The following is a 15,795-nucleotide window of genomic DNA, read 5'->3' on the forward strand; positions in this document are numbered from 1 at the left end:
GAGTGGGGTTTCCGATTACCACGCCAGCGGCACAAACTCCCGGCAAACCGCCGCCGTCCGCGTTCAACCTCGTCTGTACGCGTTCGCCTGGGTGACCCCGGCCGCCCCCAGTGAGATCAGGAGAGATGGCGTTCCAGGGACTCCGGTTTGGACGTCATGCCGTCCGTGACACCCTCTCTGAGGTCGGCCTTCAGCACCAGGCTCACGCGGGGCGCGACCTCCGCCACCGCGTCCACCGCGCGCTTGACGACGTCCATCACCTCGTCCCACTCGCCCTCGATCGTGGTGAACATCGCGTCGGTACGGTTGGGCAGCCCGCTGGAGCGGACCACCTGGACGGCGCGGGCGACGGGCTCGGCGACCCCTTCGCCGACGCCCAGCGGGGTGATGGAGAATGCGACGATCACTACGTGCCTCCTGCGGTGAACGACCGATTCGAGCAGGAGCCGCTCAGTCGCTCCCGCTCCTCCGCGCCCGGCATGCCGGGGCTCTCGATCGTAGCGGCAGCTTCGCGAAGAGCCACGACGCCGTCGAACGCCGTGGCCGCCGCTGACCATGCCGCCGGACGTCACCCGTGGTCGTGCTCTTCTTCCTCTTCCTCGCTCGGCCCTTCGGACGGCTCCACGCCGAGCACGGCCTCACGCGGCTCGATCTCGGTGATGTGGTCGACGAGCTGCAGCACGTGGTCGGGCTCGATCAGCCACTGCAGCGCGGAGGCGCCGGAGTCGTCGGAGGAGACGAGCTCGGCCTGCTCGGTGCGCTCCTCCTCGGTGAGATCGGCGTCGGGGTGCCGGACCTCGGCCAGCGCCGCCGCCTGCAATGCGTCCACATCGAGCACCTCGACGGTCAGCTCGACCGTGAGACGCAGGAACTTCGGTTCATCACTCATGGCGATGATGTTAGGGGAGCTTCCACTCCACAGGCGTCGCACCTTGCTGAACGAGCGACTCGTTGGCGCGGCTGAACGGCCGCGAGCCGAAGAAGCCGCTGCGGGCCGACAGGGGCGAAGGGTGAGCGGACTCGACGCGCGGCACGTCGCCGAGCATCGGCGCCAGGTTGCGCGCGTCGCGGCCCCACAGGATGGCGACCATCGGCTTGTCGCGCGCGACGAGGGCGCGGATGGCCTGCTCGGTGACCTGCTCCCAGCCCTTGCCCCGGTGGGAGGCGGGCTTGCCGGGCATCACGGTCAGCACCCTGTTGAGCAGCAGCACGCCCTGCTCGGCCCACGGCGTGAGGTCGCCGTTGGCCGGCCGGGGCAGGCCGAGGTCGCTCTCCATCTCCTTGTAGATGTTGACCAGGCTGCCCGGCAGCGGCCGCACGTCGGGCGCGACCGAGAACGACAGCCCGACGGGGTGGCCGGGCGTGGGATAGGGGTCCTGGCCGACGATCAGCACCTTGACGTCGTCGAAGGGCTGGCTGAAGGCGCGCAGCACGTGCGCGCCGGCCGGGAGATATTGCCGGCCCTCCGCGATCTCCTTACGCAGGAACTCGCCCATCTGGGCGATCTGCGCGGCGACGGGCTCAAGCGCCCGCGCCCATCCGGCCTCGACGACTTCATGAAGGGGACGACCAGCCATGGCCGTGAAGCTTAGCCATGTCTGGTACGGCTTGCGGGCAAAACGCGGGCGCCCGCCGTACCGGAATGATCACATCGGTACGGCGGGCGCCCGCGAGGTCACTTGACCGAGCCGGCCATCATGCCCTGGACGAAGTACCGCTGGAACGCGAAGAACAGCACCAGCGGGATGATCAGCGACAGGAACGCGCCGGACGAGAGGATGTCGACGTTCGACCCGAACTGCCGCATCTGCGACTGCAGATATTTGGTCATCGGCTGGTTCCCGGTGTCGGCGAAGACCAGCGCGATGAGCATGTCGTTCCACACCCACAGGAACTGGAAGATGCCCAGCGAGGCGATGGCGGGCTTGCCCAGCGGGAAGACCACCGACGCGAAGATCTTCCACTCCGACGCGCCGTCCATCCGCGCCGCCTCCAGCAGCGAACTGGGGATGCCGACGAAGAAGTTGCGGAGCAGGAAGATCGCGAACGGCAGCCCGAACGCCACGTGGAACAGCACCACGCCGGCGATCGAGCCGAACATGTCGGCGGCGCCATAGAGGGACGCGACGGGGATCAGCGCGATCTGGATCGGCACGATCAGCAGCCCGACGACGACGAGGAACGCGGTGTCACGGCCGCGGAAGTCCATCCACGCGAACGCGTACGCCGCCATCGCCGCGATGCCGATCACCAGGACCGTGGTCGGCACCGTGATCAGCACGGTGTTCCAGAAGGATGCCGTGAAGCCGCTGCCCAGCAGGTTGGCGTAGTTGTCGATGGTCAGCTCGGCCGGCTTGGTGAAGATCGTCCACCAGCCCTCGGCGTTGTTGACCTCCGACGTCCGCATCGAGACGACGAGCAGGCCCAGCGTCGGCACCAGCCAGAAGATGCCGAGCAGCACCATCACGACCTGGACCGCCCCGCCGCCGAGACGGTCGACGAGCCTGCCGGCGAGGCTCCTGCGCGGCGCTCCCGCGTTCGTTCCGGTCGGCGCCGTGACCGTTGCCGTGGTCATGTGCCCCTCCCCGTCGGATCCCGCGGCGTCCGGCGTGCCGGGCCTGTCGATGGGCTCGCTCACGTGTCCTCCCTCCTGAACCTGCGGATGTTCATGATCATGAAGGGAAGGACCAGGATGAGCAGGAAGATGGCCAGCGCGCTGCCCAGGCCCTGGTTGTTGCCGCCGCCGAACGACACGCGCCACATCTCCAGCGCGACCACGTTCGCCTGGGGCTGGACCGAGGCCGGCGCGATGATGAAGACCAGGTCGAACACCTTCAGCGTATTGATGATCATCGTCACGAAGACGACGAGCAGCACGGGCGAGAGCAGCGGCACCGTGATCTTGCGGAACACCTGCCACTCGCTCGCGCCGTCGATGCGGGCCGCCTCCAGCGCGTCACGCGGGATCGCCGCCAGCCCGGCCGCGATCAGCACCATGGCGAAGCCGGCCCACACCCAGACGAACGCGCCGATGATCGCCGGGGTGATGAGCGTGGGGCCGAGCCAGCTCAGCCCGCCGTAGGCGGCCTCGAAGTTCGACTCGGGCAGCCGTACGACGTAGGAGCCGGCGGGCAGCCCCTCGAAGCTGAAGGAGCCGTCGTCGGCCGTCGTCGTGGTCGCGGCGACCTGGCCGTCGCGCACCGCCTCGACGGCCATGCCGGGCAGGCCCTTCTCGGCGGTGTCGACCGCGTTGTTCGTGCCCCCGCCTCCGGGGGTGAAGTCGAACCACACGGTGCCCGAGAGCCCGTCGCCGGCCGCGGGGGCCTTGGCGGGCTGGGCGTCGCCCGGCACCAGCTCCGGCTTGACGCCGACGATCGGCATCAGCACGGGCCGGCCTGCCTGGGCGGGCTGCTTGGTGACGACCGCGCCGCCCTGCTCGGCGACCGGAGACTCGTCGCCCCCGCGTGGGCGGGCCTCCGGGTAGCCCTGCGAGGAGGAGAACGTGTCGTGCACCGTGGTGAGCACGGCGTTGGCCAGGCCCTTGTCGGGGCTCTCCTCGTAGACGAGCCGGAAGATCACGCCGGCCGCCATCAGCGAGACGGCCATCGGCATGAACACGATCAGCTTGAACGCCGTCGCCCACCTGATCCGCTCGGTCAGCACCGCGAAGATCAGGCCGATCGTGGTGACCACGATGGGCGCGACCACCACCCAGATCAGGTTGTTGCGGATGGTGGTGAGGGTGCCGGCGTCGGTGAAGATCGTGGTGTAGTTGCCCAGCCCCACGAATCCGGTGCCCGTCGCGTCGAACAGGCTCCTGAAGATGGAGTAGGCGATCGGATAGATCACCCAGATGCCCAGCAGCAGCGCCGCGGGGAGGAGGAAGGCGATGGCGACCGCCGGGGAAGGGCCGAGGCGTCGCTTGCGTAGGGGGGTTTCAGCCGGTCCGGTGGAGGGCCCGCCCGCGGCGTTCGCGGGCGGGCCCTGCGGGCCGTCCAACCGTTCGGTCACGGCCTTACCTCTTTACTTCCAGGCCTTCTTGGCCTCGGCTTCGAGCGCCTCCTGGGCGCCCTTGACGTCGCTCGGGTCGCGCAGGAAGTCCTGCAGCACCTTCCACTCGCCCTTGCCGTCGGTGCCGCCGAACGCGCTCGGCGCCAGGTCGGACATGTCGTAGCGGACGGTGTCACCGGCCGAGACGATCGTCTGGCCGAGCTGCTTGGTCAGCTCGTCGGGGTAGTTGTCGGGGGAGACGTTCTTGTTGGGCGACAGGTAGCCGGGCAGCTTGGCCCAGACCTCGCCGCCCTCCTTGGAGGCCAGGAACTGCAGCAGGGCCATGGCGCCGGGGGAGTCCTTCATGGCCACCGCGACGTCGCCGCCGAGCACGACCGGGGCGGTGTCACCGACCTTGGGGAACGGGAAGTATTTCGCCTCCTCGCCGACCTTGGCGCCCGACTGGTCGGCCTCGACGGCCACGAAGTCGGCCTCGATGACCATGGCAGCCTTCTTGGTGCCGTAGACCTTGCTCACGCAGGTGGGGAAGTCGGTCTGCATGGTGCCGGAGACGCCGTCGACCAGGAACTCCTGCTTGCTCACGATCTGCTGGATCTTCTCCAGAGCGGTGGCCACGGTGGGGTCGGTCCACGGGATCTCGTGCTTGGAGAGCTTGTCGTAGTTCTCCGGGCCCGCGGTGGAGAGGTAGACGTTCTCGAACAGGTCGGTCAGCGTCCAGCCGGAGGCGCCGCAGAAGGAGAACGGCGGCGTGCCGGAGTCGGCGACGGTCTGCGCGGCCTTGACCAGCTCGTCCCAGTTGGTCGGCGCCTGTACGCCCGCGTCCTCGAACGCCTGCGAGCGATACCAGACCAGCGACTTGTGCGCCGCCTTGATCAGCACGCCGTAGACCTTGTCGTCGGCGGAGCCGAGCTCCTTCCAGTAGGGGGTGTAGTTGGTGTCGATCTCCTTGATGACGGCGTCGTTCAGCGGCTTGAGCGCGTCCTGGTCGGCGTACTGCTGGACCAGGCCGGGCTGCGGCAGGATCGCCACGTCGGGCGGGTTGCCGCCCTGGATGCGGGGGCCGAGGTAGGCGCCGGTGTCCTCGCCGGTGGAGGCGTAGGTGACCTTGGCTCCCGTCTTGTCGGTGAAGGCCTTGAGCACCTGCTCGAAGTTCTTCTGCTCGGCCCCGGTCCACTTGGCCGCGACCTCGAGCGTCACGCCTTCGAGCGTCTTGTCGCCGCCGGTGGCCGGCGCCGACCCCGAGGCGGCGGGCTCCGTCGTCGTCGGCGCGTTGCCGCAGGCGGCGACGGCTACCGCGAGCCCGGCCAGGATCGCTGCTGCTCTGCTTCTTCGCATGGCTGCCTCACTGGGTTCTGATGATCTCTTCGAGTTCGGACTTCATGGAGGCCGCGACGTCGTCGGCGGACTCGGTGGCAGGGTTGGCGAGGGCCTTGGCGACCGAACTGGCGATCACCAGGCTCAGCTGGTTGTAGTTGGCGCTGACCGGCCGTGGCTTGGCGGCGAGAATGCTCTCCTTGAGCACTGGCAGGTAGGGGAAGCGCTTGATGAGGGCGGGGTCGTCGTAGAGCTCGGTCCACACGGGCGGGAACGAACCCTCGGTGAGCACCCGGCGTTCGTTCTCCAGGCTCGTGAAATAGCGGATGAACTCCTGCGCGGTGTGCTGGTGCTTGGAGAAGGCGCTGACGGCCAGGTTGGCGCCGCCCAGCGTGCTCGACCCCGGCCCGTCGAGCCCGGGCAGCCTGGTCACCGCGACCTTGTCGCCCAGCTCGGCCTTCGCGGGGCCGTACGCGTGGGGCCAGTTGCGGGCGAAGGCCAGCCTGCCCTCCTGGAAGGCCAGGCGCGACTCCTCCTCCTTGTAGCTCAGCGACTCTTCGGGGATCCAGCCCTCGCGCAGCCCCTGGAGCAGGAAGCCGAGGGCGGTCGCGCCCTGGGCGGGGTCGAGGGTCACCTCTTTGCCGTCGCGGCTGACGATCTGGCCGCCGGCTGACTGCACGGCCTCGCTGAAGTTGACCGTGAGCCCTTCGTACGCCAGGAACTGCCCGGCATAGCCGTCTATGTCATGCTTTTTCGTGATCTTTCGTGCTTGGTCGCGAAGCTCGGCCCACGTCCTCGGCGGCTTGCCGACCAGGTCGGTCCGGTAGTAGAGCAGCCCCGCGTTGCTCGTGTAGGGGACCGCCCAGAGCTTGCCCTTGTAGACAGCCGTCTCCACGACCGGCGGCAGGAACCTGTCGAGCGGGAACAACCCGCGCTCCAGGGGGATGATCCAGCCGTTCTCCGCGAATTCGGCGGTCCACACCACGTCGAGCCCGAGCACGTCGTATCGGCTGCTCTGGGCCTGGAGGTTGGCCACCATCTGGGCGCGCTGCTCGTCGGCGGCCTCGGGCAGCTCCAGCAGCGTCACCTTCTCGGCCGGATGGGCCTGGTTCCAGCGGTCCAGCAGGGGCTGCAGGTATGCCGTGGTGTCGCGTCCGGTGGCGAACGTGATGGGCCCGGTGCCGCCCGTCCCCGTCGCGCCGCCGCCCTCGTCGCTCGCCGCCGCGCATCCGGCCGTGAGGACCACGGCCAGCAGGAGCACGAGCGGGCGGAGCACTGTTTCCTCCGGGTGTTCAGAGGGTTTACATACGTGTTAGGTAGATGCATTCATGTTATGCACAGCGGTAATCTGTAGGTCAACGGATATCTTCGTAACGCATGCGTAACACAGCGGGGAGGTGGGGCGGTGCGGCTTCACCTGCTGGCGCTCCTGGCCAAGGAGCCGGCTCACGGCTACGAGCTCAAACAAGCTCTCGAGCAGACCTTCGGCGGCGCCTACCCCTCCCCCAACATCGGCCAGATATACGTGACCCTCGGCAGGCTGGAGAAGGACGGCCTGGTCAGGGCGGTGGACGTCGAGCAGTCCAACCGGCCCAACAAGAAGGTCTACTACCTGACGGCCAAGGGCCGCGAGCACCTCACCACCTGGGTCGACGAGCCCACCGAGGGTCCCAGGGTGCGCGACGAGTTCTTCATGAAGCTCGTGCTCGCCCCGCTGACCGGCATCGCCGACCGCATGGCGCTGATCAACAGGCAGCGCCGCCACTACCTGTCGCTGATGAGCGACCTCAACGACCTCCTCGACCGCACCTCCCCGTCCGACCGGGTGGCGACGCTGCTCATCGAGGGCGCCATGCTCCACCTCCAGGCGGATCTTGACTGGCTCGAACGTTGCCAGGAGGATCTGGCATGAGCACCGTGCTGAAAACGGTCAATCTGGTCAAAATCTACCAGGATGGTGCCATTCCCGTGCCCGCCGTGCGCGGGGTGGATCTGCAGGTCGAGCCGGGCGAGTTCGTCGCCATCATGGGTCCGTCCGGCTCGGGCAAGTCCACGCTCGTCCACATGCTCGGCGGGCTCGACGCCAGGACCAGCGGCGAGATCTGGCTCGACGGCAAGCGCGTCGACACCCTTTCGGAGAGCGCGTGGGCGCTGTTGCGGCGCAGGAAGATCGGGTTCGTCTTCCAGTTCTTCAACCTCGTCGCCAACATGACCGTCGGCGACAATGTCGAGCTGCCCGCCCTGCTGGCCGGGGTCTCGCCCAAGGTGGCCCGCGAGCGCAGGGAGAGCCTGCTCGGCGCGCTCGACCTGACCGACAGGGCCGACGCCGCGCCGGCCCAGCTCTCCGGCGGCGAACAGCAACGGGTGGCGCTGGCCAGGGCACTGGCCAACGAGCCCAGCCTGCTGCTGGCCGACGAGCCCACGGGCAACCTCGACAGCCGCAACACGCGCGACGTGCTCCGCCTGCTCGGCAAGGTGCACAAGGAGGGCCAGAGCATCGTCATGGTCACCCACGACGCCCGCGTGGCCGCCCTGGCCGACCGGGTGGTCTCGCTGTTCGACGGGGAGATCGTCGACGACGGCCGCATCTCCCGCAGGCGCACGGGCACCGCCGGCGAAGTGATCGACCTCCGGTGAGCGACCGATGAGCACCGCGCTGGCGGGCAGCCGGTGGATCAAGGCCGACCTGCGGGCCAGGAAGGGCCAGGCGGTGCTGACGGTGCTGGCCGTGGCGGGCATCGTGGCCGCGCTGATCACCGCGGCCACCCTGCTGGAGGACGGCACCAACCCGTGGCGGAGCCTGTCGGCCCAGACCGACGGCGCCCATGTGTGGTTCTACACCGGTGACAGCCCCGAGGTCGCTCTTGGGGGCATCGACGGCGTGACGCAGATCGCGGGCCCCTACCGTTCGGCGCCCGTGACCGTGGGCCAGGACGGCAAGCGGGAGCCCGCGGCGCTGCGCGCGATGCCGGCGCGGCCGGCGGGGGTGGCGCGCCCGCTGGTGGCCGAGGGCCACTGGCTCGACCCCGCCCAGCCGGACGGCGTGGTCGTCGAGCGGTCCTTCGCGTCGTCGCTGCGGCTGGGGGTCGGCGCGCCCTTTACGATCGTCGCGCTCAGCGGCGAGCGCCACACCCTGTACGTACGCGGCATCGCCGACACCGCCGAGCACGGCTTCTACCCCGAGTGGACGCCGGGGCTGGCCTACGTGCTGCCCGAGATGCTCGACCGGATCGAGCCCATGATGGGCCGCAGCGAGTGGGTGACCGGGCTGCGCCTGGCCGATCCCGACGCCGCGCAGGTCGTCTCCCAGCGCGTGGTCGTCATGCTGGAGGACCGGCTCCAGCGCGTCTACACCTGGCGCGAGGTCAGGAGCGCCATGGAGCTGGACAACCGGCTGCTCGGCACGCTGCTGGCGTTGTTCGGGGTGGTCGGGCTGGTGGCGGCCGCGCTCGCGCTGGCCAACGCGGCCGGCGGCCGGGTGCTCGGCCAGCTGCGCGACCTGGCCACGCTCAAGTCGATGGGCTTCACCAGGGGCCAGATCACGCTGCTGCTGGTGGTCGAGCACGGCGCGCTCGGCCTGCTCGGGGTCGCGCTCGGCGCGCTGGCGGGCTGGGGGGTGATGGCGGCGGTGCTCGGCCCGACCTCCGTGGCGCCGGTGCCGGTGCTGGCCATCGTCGCGGGCACCGCGCTGGTGGTGCTGGCCGCGGTGGGGCTGCCCGCGTGGCGCGGTGGCCGCACTCCGCCGATCCCCGCGGCGCCCGCCTCGCCGCCGCGCGGCCACCTGTCCAGGCTGGCCAGGCTCGCCCTTCTCGTACGCCTCCCGCCCGCCCTCGTCCTCGGCACCAGGGACGCCTTCACGAGGCGGGTGCCGGCGTTCCTGACGGCGTTCGGGCTGGCCGTGCCGATGATGATGATCACGATCGGCCTCGGCGTGTGGGCCACGCTCGACAACTTCCTCAGCCATCCCGAGCAGGTCGGCCAGCACGCCGGCCTGTACGTCAGGCCGGGCAAGCTGGAGGCGTCGGAGGCCGGGCGCATCGCCGGGCGCGACAAGGACGTGGCCGCGGTCTATCCGGGCACCGACGTGAACGCCCTGGCGCCGGGGGAGGCCCGCTCGGTGCGGGTGCGGGCCGTCGGCAGCTCCACGGAGCCCTACCCGTTCCCCGTGGTCGAGGGCCGCAGATATGCCCGTCAGGGCGAGGCCGTCGCCGGGCAGGGCCTGCTCGACCTGCTCGGGATCAAGATCGGCGACCGGGTACGGCTGACGGTGGGCGGCTCGCCGCTGATCGTCAGGATCGTCGGCAGGACCGTCGAGCCCGACCAGGACGGCGTGGTGCTCTCGGTGGGGCTGGACAGCCTGGCCGCGAAAGACTCCGTGCCGCCGGAATACTACGCGCTCGCGCTCAGGCCGGGCGCCGACCGGGCGGAGGTGCGCGGCCGGTTGCTGGCCGAGTCGGCCGAGGGCCTGGACGTGCAGGCCGCGGTCAACCCCGCGGACCGCCTGTCGATCATCAGGGTCGTGATCGTGGCGCTGATCGCCGTGCTGGCCCTGATCGGCCTGGCCAACCTGCTCACCGCGAGCGCGCTCGGCCTGCGTGACCACGCCTTCGACCTGGCCGTGCTGAAGGCCATGGGCCTGACGCCCCGGCAGGTCATGGCCACCCTCGTGACCGGCACCGGGCTGCTGGTCGTGCTCGGCGTCGGCGCGGGCGCCGCCGCCGGCGCCTCCGTCGTCACAGGGCTGATCGACCTGCAGGGCCACACCAGCGGCGTGGGCGCCGGCATCGGCCGGCCGCCCTCGCCGCTGACGCTGGCCGTCGCCGTGGTGATCGCCGTGGGCGCGGCCCTCGCGGTCGCGCTGATCCCGGCCCGCCGCGCGGCCCGCGCCCAGGTGCCCGTCACCGCGCGCTGAGGGGCCCGCTCACCGCGTTGAGGGCCCGCTCACCGCGCCCGGCCGCGCGGACTCCTCCCGCTTCAGCGCGAACCAGTAGAACCCGTGCCCCGGCAGCGTGAGCAGGTAGGGCAGCTCGCCGATCGGCGGGAACCGCACCCCGCCGCGCGCCTCGACGGGGACCATGCCCTCGAAACGGCGCAGGTCGAGCTCGACCGGCTGCGGGAACTTCGACAGGTTGTTGACGCACAACATCGCGTCGTCGCGGTCCTCGCGCACGTAGGTGAGCACCGAGGGGTTCGACGACCACATTTCGGTGTACGCCCCGACGCCGAACACCGGGTGCTTGCGCCGGATCTCCAGCATCTTGCGGGTGAAGTGCAGCAGTGAGCCCTCATGGCGCTGCTGGGCCTCCACGTTGACCGCCTGGAAGCCGTAGATCGGGTCCATGACCGCGGGCAGGTAGAGGCGTCCGGGGTCGGCGCTGGAGAACCCGGCGTTGCGGTCGGGGCTCCACTGCATCGGCGTGCGGACCGAGTCGCGGTCCTCCAGCCAGATGTTGTCGCCCATGCCGATCTCGTCGCCGTAGTAGATGACCGGCGAGCCCGGAAGGCTCAGCAGCAGCGCCGTGAACAGCTCGATCCGGTCCCTGTCGTTGTCGAGCAGCGGGGCGAGCCGGCGCCGGATGCCGAGGTAGGCCCGCATGCGCGGGTCCTTGGCATATTCGCTGTGCATGTAGTCGCGTTCTTCCTCGGTCACCGTCTCGAGCGTGAGCTCGTCGTGGTTGCGCAGGAAGATGCCCCACTGGGCCGACTCGGGAAGCTTCGGCGTGCGCGACATGATCTCGGAGATCGGCTCGCGGGTCTCCTTCTTCACCGCCATGTAGATGCGCGGCATGAGCGGGAAGTGGAAGGCCATGTGGCACTCGTCGCCGCCCGTGGTGGGGTCGCCGAAGTATTCGACGACGTCCTCGGGCCAGCCGTTGGCCTCGGCCAGCAGCACCCGGTCGGGGTAGAGCCGGTCGACCTCCGCGCGGATCTTCTTCAGGTAGGCGTGCGTCTCCGGCAGCCCGGCGCAGGCCGTGCCCTCGCGCTCGAACAGGTAGGGGACCGCGTCCAGCCGGAACCCGTCGATGCCCAGGTCGAGCCAGAAGCGCAGCACCTCCAGCATCGCTTCCTGCACGGCCGGATTGTCATAGTTCAGGTCCGGCTGGTGGTGGAAGAAACGGTGCCAGTAGTACTGCTTGCGCACCGGGTCGTAGGTCCAGTTGGACTCCTCGGCGCCGATGAAGATGATCGGCGCGTCCGGATAGGCGCCGGGGTGGTCGGACCACACGTAGAAGTCGCCGTACGGCCCTTCGGGGTCGTGCCGGGACGCCTGGAACCAGGGGTGCCGATCGCTGGTGTGGTTCATCACGAGGTCGGTGATGATCCGCAGGCCGCGCTCGTGCGCCCGCTCGATCAGTTGGACGAAATCGCCCAGATCCCCAAAGTCCGGCAGGATCTTCATATAGTCCGAAATATCGTAACCGCCGTCGCGCAGCGGCGACTCGTACAGCGGCAGCAGCCACAGGCAGTCCACGCCGAGCCACTCGAGGTAGCCGAGCTTCTCGATGAGACCGCGCAGGTCGCCGGTGCCGTCGCCGTTGGAGTCCTTGAACCCCCGGACGAGGATCTCGTAGAACACCGCCCGCTTGTACCAGGCTGGATCCTCCGAGACGAACGCCTCGGAGATCGGCTCCGGTGTTGGGGATGCGTTGATCATATGTCGCTCACAGGAAGAGATGTGGGCAGGACGAAGTCACCGGTTACCCCGGCGTTCTTATCTGGTGACCGCGCCGCCTGGAGTCGTCATCCCTGCGAACCCCATGCCCATGAACGAGACCGGATTTGTGATCTGGTGCCCGTTTGTGCGGCGCTTACGGGCCGAACACTACCAGCCCGTTGGCTTTCCGGAACCCGCTTCTGCTGTGCCGGGTTCATACCCGAGAGATCCGTACGTAATCGCCCTGTTACCCAGAGTTCACTAAAAAGGTGGAGCGACGTCCGAGAGGTCGTTCTCGAAGTCGCTCAGCCAGAGCCCGAACAGCACCAAACCGCGCACCCAGAAGCGATCGTTCCACCCGTTGAACCTGGTCAGCGCGTCAGGGCCGCCCGCGATCACCTCGTGCAGCTCATCCGACAGCAGACTCGGGACCCGGCTCACCAGGGTCTCCAGCATCCGGTGCGAATAATTTCGGGCAGGAACGGCCGTCGACCGCAGCGGCACCCGCCGCAGCGGCTGCTTGACGACGTTGGTCGACGGCAGCGCGGCGACTCGCGGGTTGGCGGCGTGCAGCACCTCGCGGTAGAAGCGGCCCTTGTCCTTACGGGCCACGCCGACCGACAGCGCCGCGTCGAAGAAGGCCGGATGGATGAACGGCGCCGCGAACGACGCCTCGGGGCCCACCAGGTTGACCACCGAGCGCGCGATGCCCCGCACGGTCCTGGTGTGCAGCACCGACAGCGGCAGCTCGGCCCGGTGCCCGTGGAGCATGGACGTGGCCGCCAGGAACTGCTCGCGGACGGTCTCCTCCATCCACTCCGCCGCCGCCTTGGACAGGAACGGCTGCGACGGCGCGCCCAGCGACAGCGACCTCAGCACGGCGGCCGAGCGCTCGGCCTGGGTCCTGGCCTCCAGGGCCGCCCCGCTGACCATGAAGTTCTTCAGCAGCGGCCCGCCCGCCAGCCCGTCGATCAGCATGCGGCCGGAGCCGTGCACCTCCTTGGCGAAGGGGGCGTACCAGGCGTGGTGGGGCGTCAGGTATTCGAGCCTGCGGGCCACGTCGACCGCGTCGGCGGGATAGTCGGCGGCGTCCTGGGTGATCACCCGGTGCGGGATGCCCAGCTCCCTGGTGATCGACTGGGCGAACGCGATGTCGGTGTCGGTGCCGTCGTCGGGGCTGGTGGTCCACGACTCGACGTCGGCCCCGCGGGCCTTGGCCACGCTCGCCAGCAGGCGTGAGTCGTAGCCGCCGCTGACCGGCACGAGCAGCTTGCGCCCTTCGTAGCCGGAGTACACGTCGCGCAGCAACTCCACGATCTCGTGCGGGCTGATCCACGCCTCGTAGGGCTCGGTGCGCAGCCAGCGCGGCAGCCTGCGCTCGATCATCGGCCTGTCGTGCTCGAACACCAGCGCGCTCGACCCCGGCAGCCGCTTGACCTCGGTGTACGGGGTCGCCTCGCCCATCGGGAACGTCACCTGGATGATCGAGGCCCACGCCGCCCAGTCGATCTCGATCGGCACCAGGCTGAGCAGCGGCTGGATCAGGGACGAGAAGTAGACCGCGTCGCCGTGGCGCACGTAGTAGACGTCGACCAGCCCCAGCGCCCCCGTGTGGAGCGTCACCCGGCGGCCGTCGCCGATCAGGCCCGGGGTCTCGTACGTCTCCGCGACCGCCATCCAGTCGTCCGGCCCGGCGGGCTTGCGCTCGCCCCAGGAGAACGCGAACCTCCCGTCGGCGCGGTGGTAGGGCGGCAGCGGCGTGGAGCTGAACAGTGCGGCCTCGGGCGTCTGGAGGGCCGGCCGGACCTTCGGGCCCGCGGCGGTCAGCTTGCCGAGCATGGCGGTGTCGATCCGGCCGAGAGCGCCGCATACGTAGGGCCGCACGTTGAACTGCACCGGATCTCATCCCTTCGAGACGCTTGCTGCAAAAGAGTATCCTTTGCCGGGCCGAGAGAGCGGAGGGCCGGTTGACTACTGAGCTGGAGAGCACGCGGAGGGCGTTGCGGGATGCCGTGGCGCAGGCCGAGCGCGCCGCCGAGCTGGCGAGGCTGCTGGACGCCGCCCAGGCGAAGCTGGCGGCGGCCGAGCAGAGCGCCGAGGAGGCCAGGGCGCTGGCCGAGCAACTGGGCGAGGCCGAGGAACGACTGGAGGCCGAGCGGGCGGCGGCCGACAAGCTCCGCAAGGAGCTGGCCGAGCAGCGCTTCCAGGCCGAGGTGGCCAACTGGAAACTGTCCTCGATCAAGGTCGCGCGGTGGAACCGGCTCGGCGACGCCATCAAGAGCGGCAAGAACAACCCCATGCGGCTGGCCAAGGGTCTCAGGGGCGCCGCCAAGCCGGTCAAGCGGCCGTCCGCGCCCAAGCGCAAGCCCGTCGCCGGCGCGGGCAAGGCCAAGGACGAGCGCCCTGGAGCGGCGTTCCAGGCCACTAGCACCACCAGGACGCTCGGCGGCGCCTCGTTCAAGCTCAAGCCGTTCCGGGTGCCGACCGGTCCCAACACGCGGCCGCACCTCACGGCGGCGGTGATCGCCGACCCGCACGCCGAGGCGCTGCTGCGCTACGAGTGGCGGCAGACGACCGGCTTCACGCCGCGTGACTTCGCCAGGGTGCTCCCACTGGAGGTGCCCCACCTGCTCGTGGTCGAGTCCGTCACGCAGGGCCCGTGGGCCGAGGAGATCACCGGCGAGCCCGGCGACGGCCTCAAGGCGCTGCTGGCCTGGTGCGCCGAGCGCGGCATCCGCACGGTCTTCTGGCACACCGGGGGCGACGTGACCGCCTACGCCGCGGCGGCCGAACTGTTCGAGCACCGCTTCACGACCGACCTGACCGTGGCGTGGCCGCGGCTGCAGTTCGGGGTGCAGCCCCGGGTGCACAACCCGCTGCCGCTGGCGGGCGGGCGCATCGACCGGGTGCTCACGCTCGACCAGCTCCTGCCCGGCCACCTGGCCTACCCCGACGTGCTCACCTCCTACCGCTGGCCGGCCGCGGCCGACTGCCCGCCGGGCACGCCCCAGTGGCGGCTGGCCGAGATCGCCGCCTGCGGCACGCCCATCGGCACCGAACCCGACGCGCGGCGGGCGCACGTGGCGCTGCGCAGGGCGTACCAGATGGGCACGATGACCGAGCGGATCGACGAGATGCTCGACGCGATCGGCCTGCCCAGCGCCCGCGCCACGCTCAACACCTCCGTGCTGCTGCCCATCCTCGACCCCTTCCTGATGGAGCACGCGCTGGCGCAGGTCGCCAAGCAGTCGGGCGTCGACCAGCTCATCGTCATCGGGCCGCCGGAGGCCGAGCTGCGGGCCCGCGACGTGCTGCCCGACGTGGACGTGATCTACCGCAGGCCGCAGCCGTCGATGACCGAGGGCGCGATGCTCAACGCCGGCATCGACCTGTGCGAGGCCGACCTGGTGGCGGTCATGGACCCGCGCGACGTCTACAGCGCCCACTACCTGTCCGACCTGCGGCGGGCGTTCCTGTTCAGCACCGCCGACATCGTCGGCAAGGCCGCCTACTACGCCCACCTGCGCAAGCCGCAGGCCACGCTGCTCAAGCAGCCGGACGCCGAATACTCCTACCTTCCCGAGATCGCCGGCGCGACCCTGCTCGCGCGCAGGAACACGCTGCGCGAGCTGCGGTTCGCCGACCTCACCGACGGATGGGACGAGGTGCTGATGCGGCAGTGCCGCACCGACGGGATCAAGGTGTTCTCGGCCGACCGGTTCGGTTACGTGCGCGTGCGCGACGAGGACCGCTGGCTGCTGGGCGCCGCCCTCCTGGTCGAGTACGGCTCCGCCGAGCCGCACGCCCTCATCTGA

At 69.9% G+C, this 15,795-nt stretch carries 13 protein-coding genes; 4 read left to right on the top strand and 9 right to left on the bottom strand.

Annotated elements, in window-relative coordinates; all coding sequences use genetic code 11:
* Positions 1-116: 116 nt before the first annotated feature.
* From ABGA98_RS29875 to ABGA98_RS29905, 7 genes are all read right to left on the bottom strand, one after another.
* Positions 117-407 (bottom strand): MTH1187 family thiamine-binding protein, encoded by a 291-nt coding sequence (locus ABGA98_RS29875; RefSeq protein ID WP_347621742.1) that lies wholly within the window; start codon positions 405-407, stop codon positions 117-119.
* 161 nt (positions 408-568) lie between these two features.
* Positions 569-889, bottom strand: a complete 321-nt coding sequence (locus tag ABGA98_RS29880) for a hypothetical protein (RefSeq protein ID WP_347621743.1) — start codon at positions 887-889, stop codon at positions 569-571.
* Positions 890-899: 10 nt separating this feature from the next.
* Positions 900-1,577, bottom strand: coding sequence for a uracil-DNA glycosylase (locus tag ABGA98_RS29885; protein WP_347621744.1), 678 nt, complete (start codon positions 1,575-1,577; stop codon positions 900-902).
* A gap of 98 nt (positions 1,578-1,675) precedes the next feature.
* Positions 1,676-2,575 carry a carbohydrate ABC transporter permease gene (locus ABGA98_RS29890; RefSeq protein ID WP_347621981.1) on the bottom strand — a complete coding sequence of 300 codons (900 nt, stop codon included), beginning with the start codon at positions 2,573-2,575 and terminating at the stop codon, positions 1,676-1,678.
* Between the two features lie 59 nt (positions 2,576-2,634).
* Positions 2,635-4,011: an ABC transporter permease subunit gene (locus ABGA98_RS29895; protein ID WP_347621745.1), complete on the bottom strand. Its 1,377-nt coding sequence runs from the start codon at positions 4,009-4,011 to the stop codon at positions 2,635-2,637.
* 12 nt (positions 4,012-4,023) lie between these two features.
* Positions 4,024-5,346: an ABC transporter substrate-binding protein gene (locus ABGA98_RS29900; protein ID WP_347621746.1), complete on the bottom strand. Its 1,323-nt coding sequence runs from the start codon at positions 5,344-5,346 to the stop codon at positions 4,024-4,026.
* A 7-nt stretch (positions 5,347-5,353) separates the two neighbouring features.
* A complete protein-coding gene (locus ABGA98_RS29905; protein WP_347621747.1) occupies positions 5,354-6,601 on the bottom strand; it encodes an ABC transporter substrate-binding protein in 1,248 nt (415 codons plus the stop codon).
* Between the two features lie 129 nt (positions 6,602-6,730).
* On the opposite strand from ABGA98_RS29905, the gene ABGA98_RS29910 reads away from it, so the two are divergent.
* Genes ABGA98_RS29910 through ABGA98_RS29920 form a run of 3 tightly spaced genes read left to right on the top strand, consistent with a single transcriptional unit; the run spans position 6,731 to position 10,237 of the window.
* On the top strand, positions 6,731-7,237 hold the full coding sequence (locus ABGA98_RS29910) for a PadR family transcriptional regulator (protein ID WP_347621748.1): 507 nt from the start codon (positions 6,731-6,733) through the stop codon (positions 7,235-7,237).
* Complete coding sequence (locus ABGA98_RS29915; RefSeq protein ID WP_347621749.1) at positions 7,234-7,962, top strand: ABC transporter ATP-binding protein; 729 nt, start codon at positions 7,234-7,236, stop codon at positions 7,960-7,962. The genes ABGA98_RS29910 and ABGA98_RS29915 overlap by 4 nt, the downstream gene beginning before the upstream one ends.
* 7 nt (positions 7,963-7,969) lie before the next feature.
* A complete protein-coding gene (locus ABGA98_RS29920; RefSeq protein WP_347621750.1) occupies positions 7,970-10,237 on the top strand; it encodes an FtsX-like permease family protein in 2,268 nt (755 codons plus the stop codon).
* A 9-nt stretch (positions 10,238-10,246) separates the two neighbouring features.
* Here ABGA98_RS29920 and treS read toward each other — a convergent pair whose 3' ends face one another.
* Positions 10,247-11,980 carry a maltose alpha-D-glucosyltransferase gene (treS, locus tag ABGA98_RS29925; RefSeq protein ID WP_347621751.1) on the bottom strand — a complete coding sequence of 578 codons (1,734 nt, stop codon included), beginning with the start codon at positions 11,978-11,980 and terminating at the stop codon, positions 10,247-10,249.
* Positions 11,981-12,241: 261 nt separating this feature from the next.
* Positions 12,242-13,876 carry an asparagine synthetase B family protein gene (locus ABGA98_RS29930; RefSeq protein ID WP_347621752.1) on the bottom strand — a complete coding sequence of 545 codons (1,635 nt, stop codon included), beginning with the start codon at positions 13,874-13,876 and terminating at the stop codon, positions 12,242-12,244.
* A gap of 71 nt (positions 13,877-13,947) precedes the next feature.
* Between ABGA98_RS29930 and ABGA98_RS29935 the strand changes: the two genes are divergently transcribed.
* Positions 13,948-15,795: a hypothetical protein gene (locus ABGA98_RS29935; protein WP_347621753.1), complete on the top strand. Its 1,848-nt coding sequence runs from the start codon at positions 13,948-13,950 to the stop codon at positions 15,793-15,795.

It is taken from the genome of Nonomuraea sp. B1E8 (assembly GCF_039871515.1).
Classification (GTDB): domain Bacteria; phylum Actinomycetota; class Actinomycetes; order Streptosporangiales; family Streptosporangiaceae; genus Nonomuraea.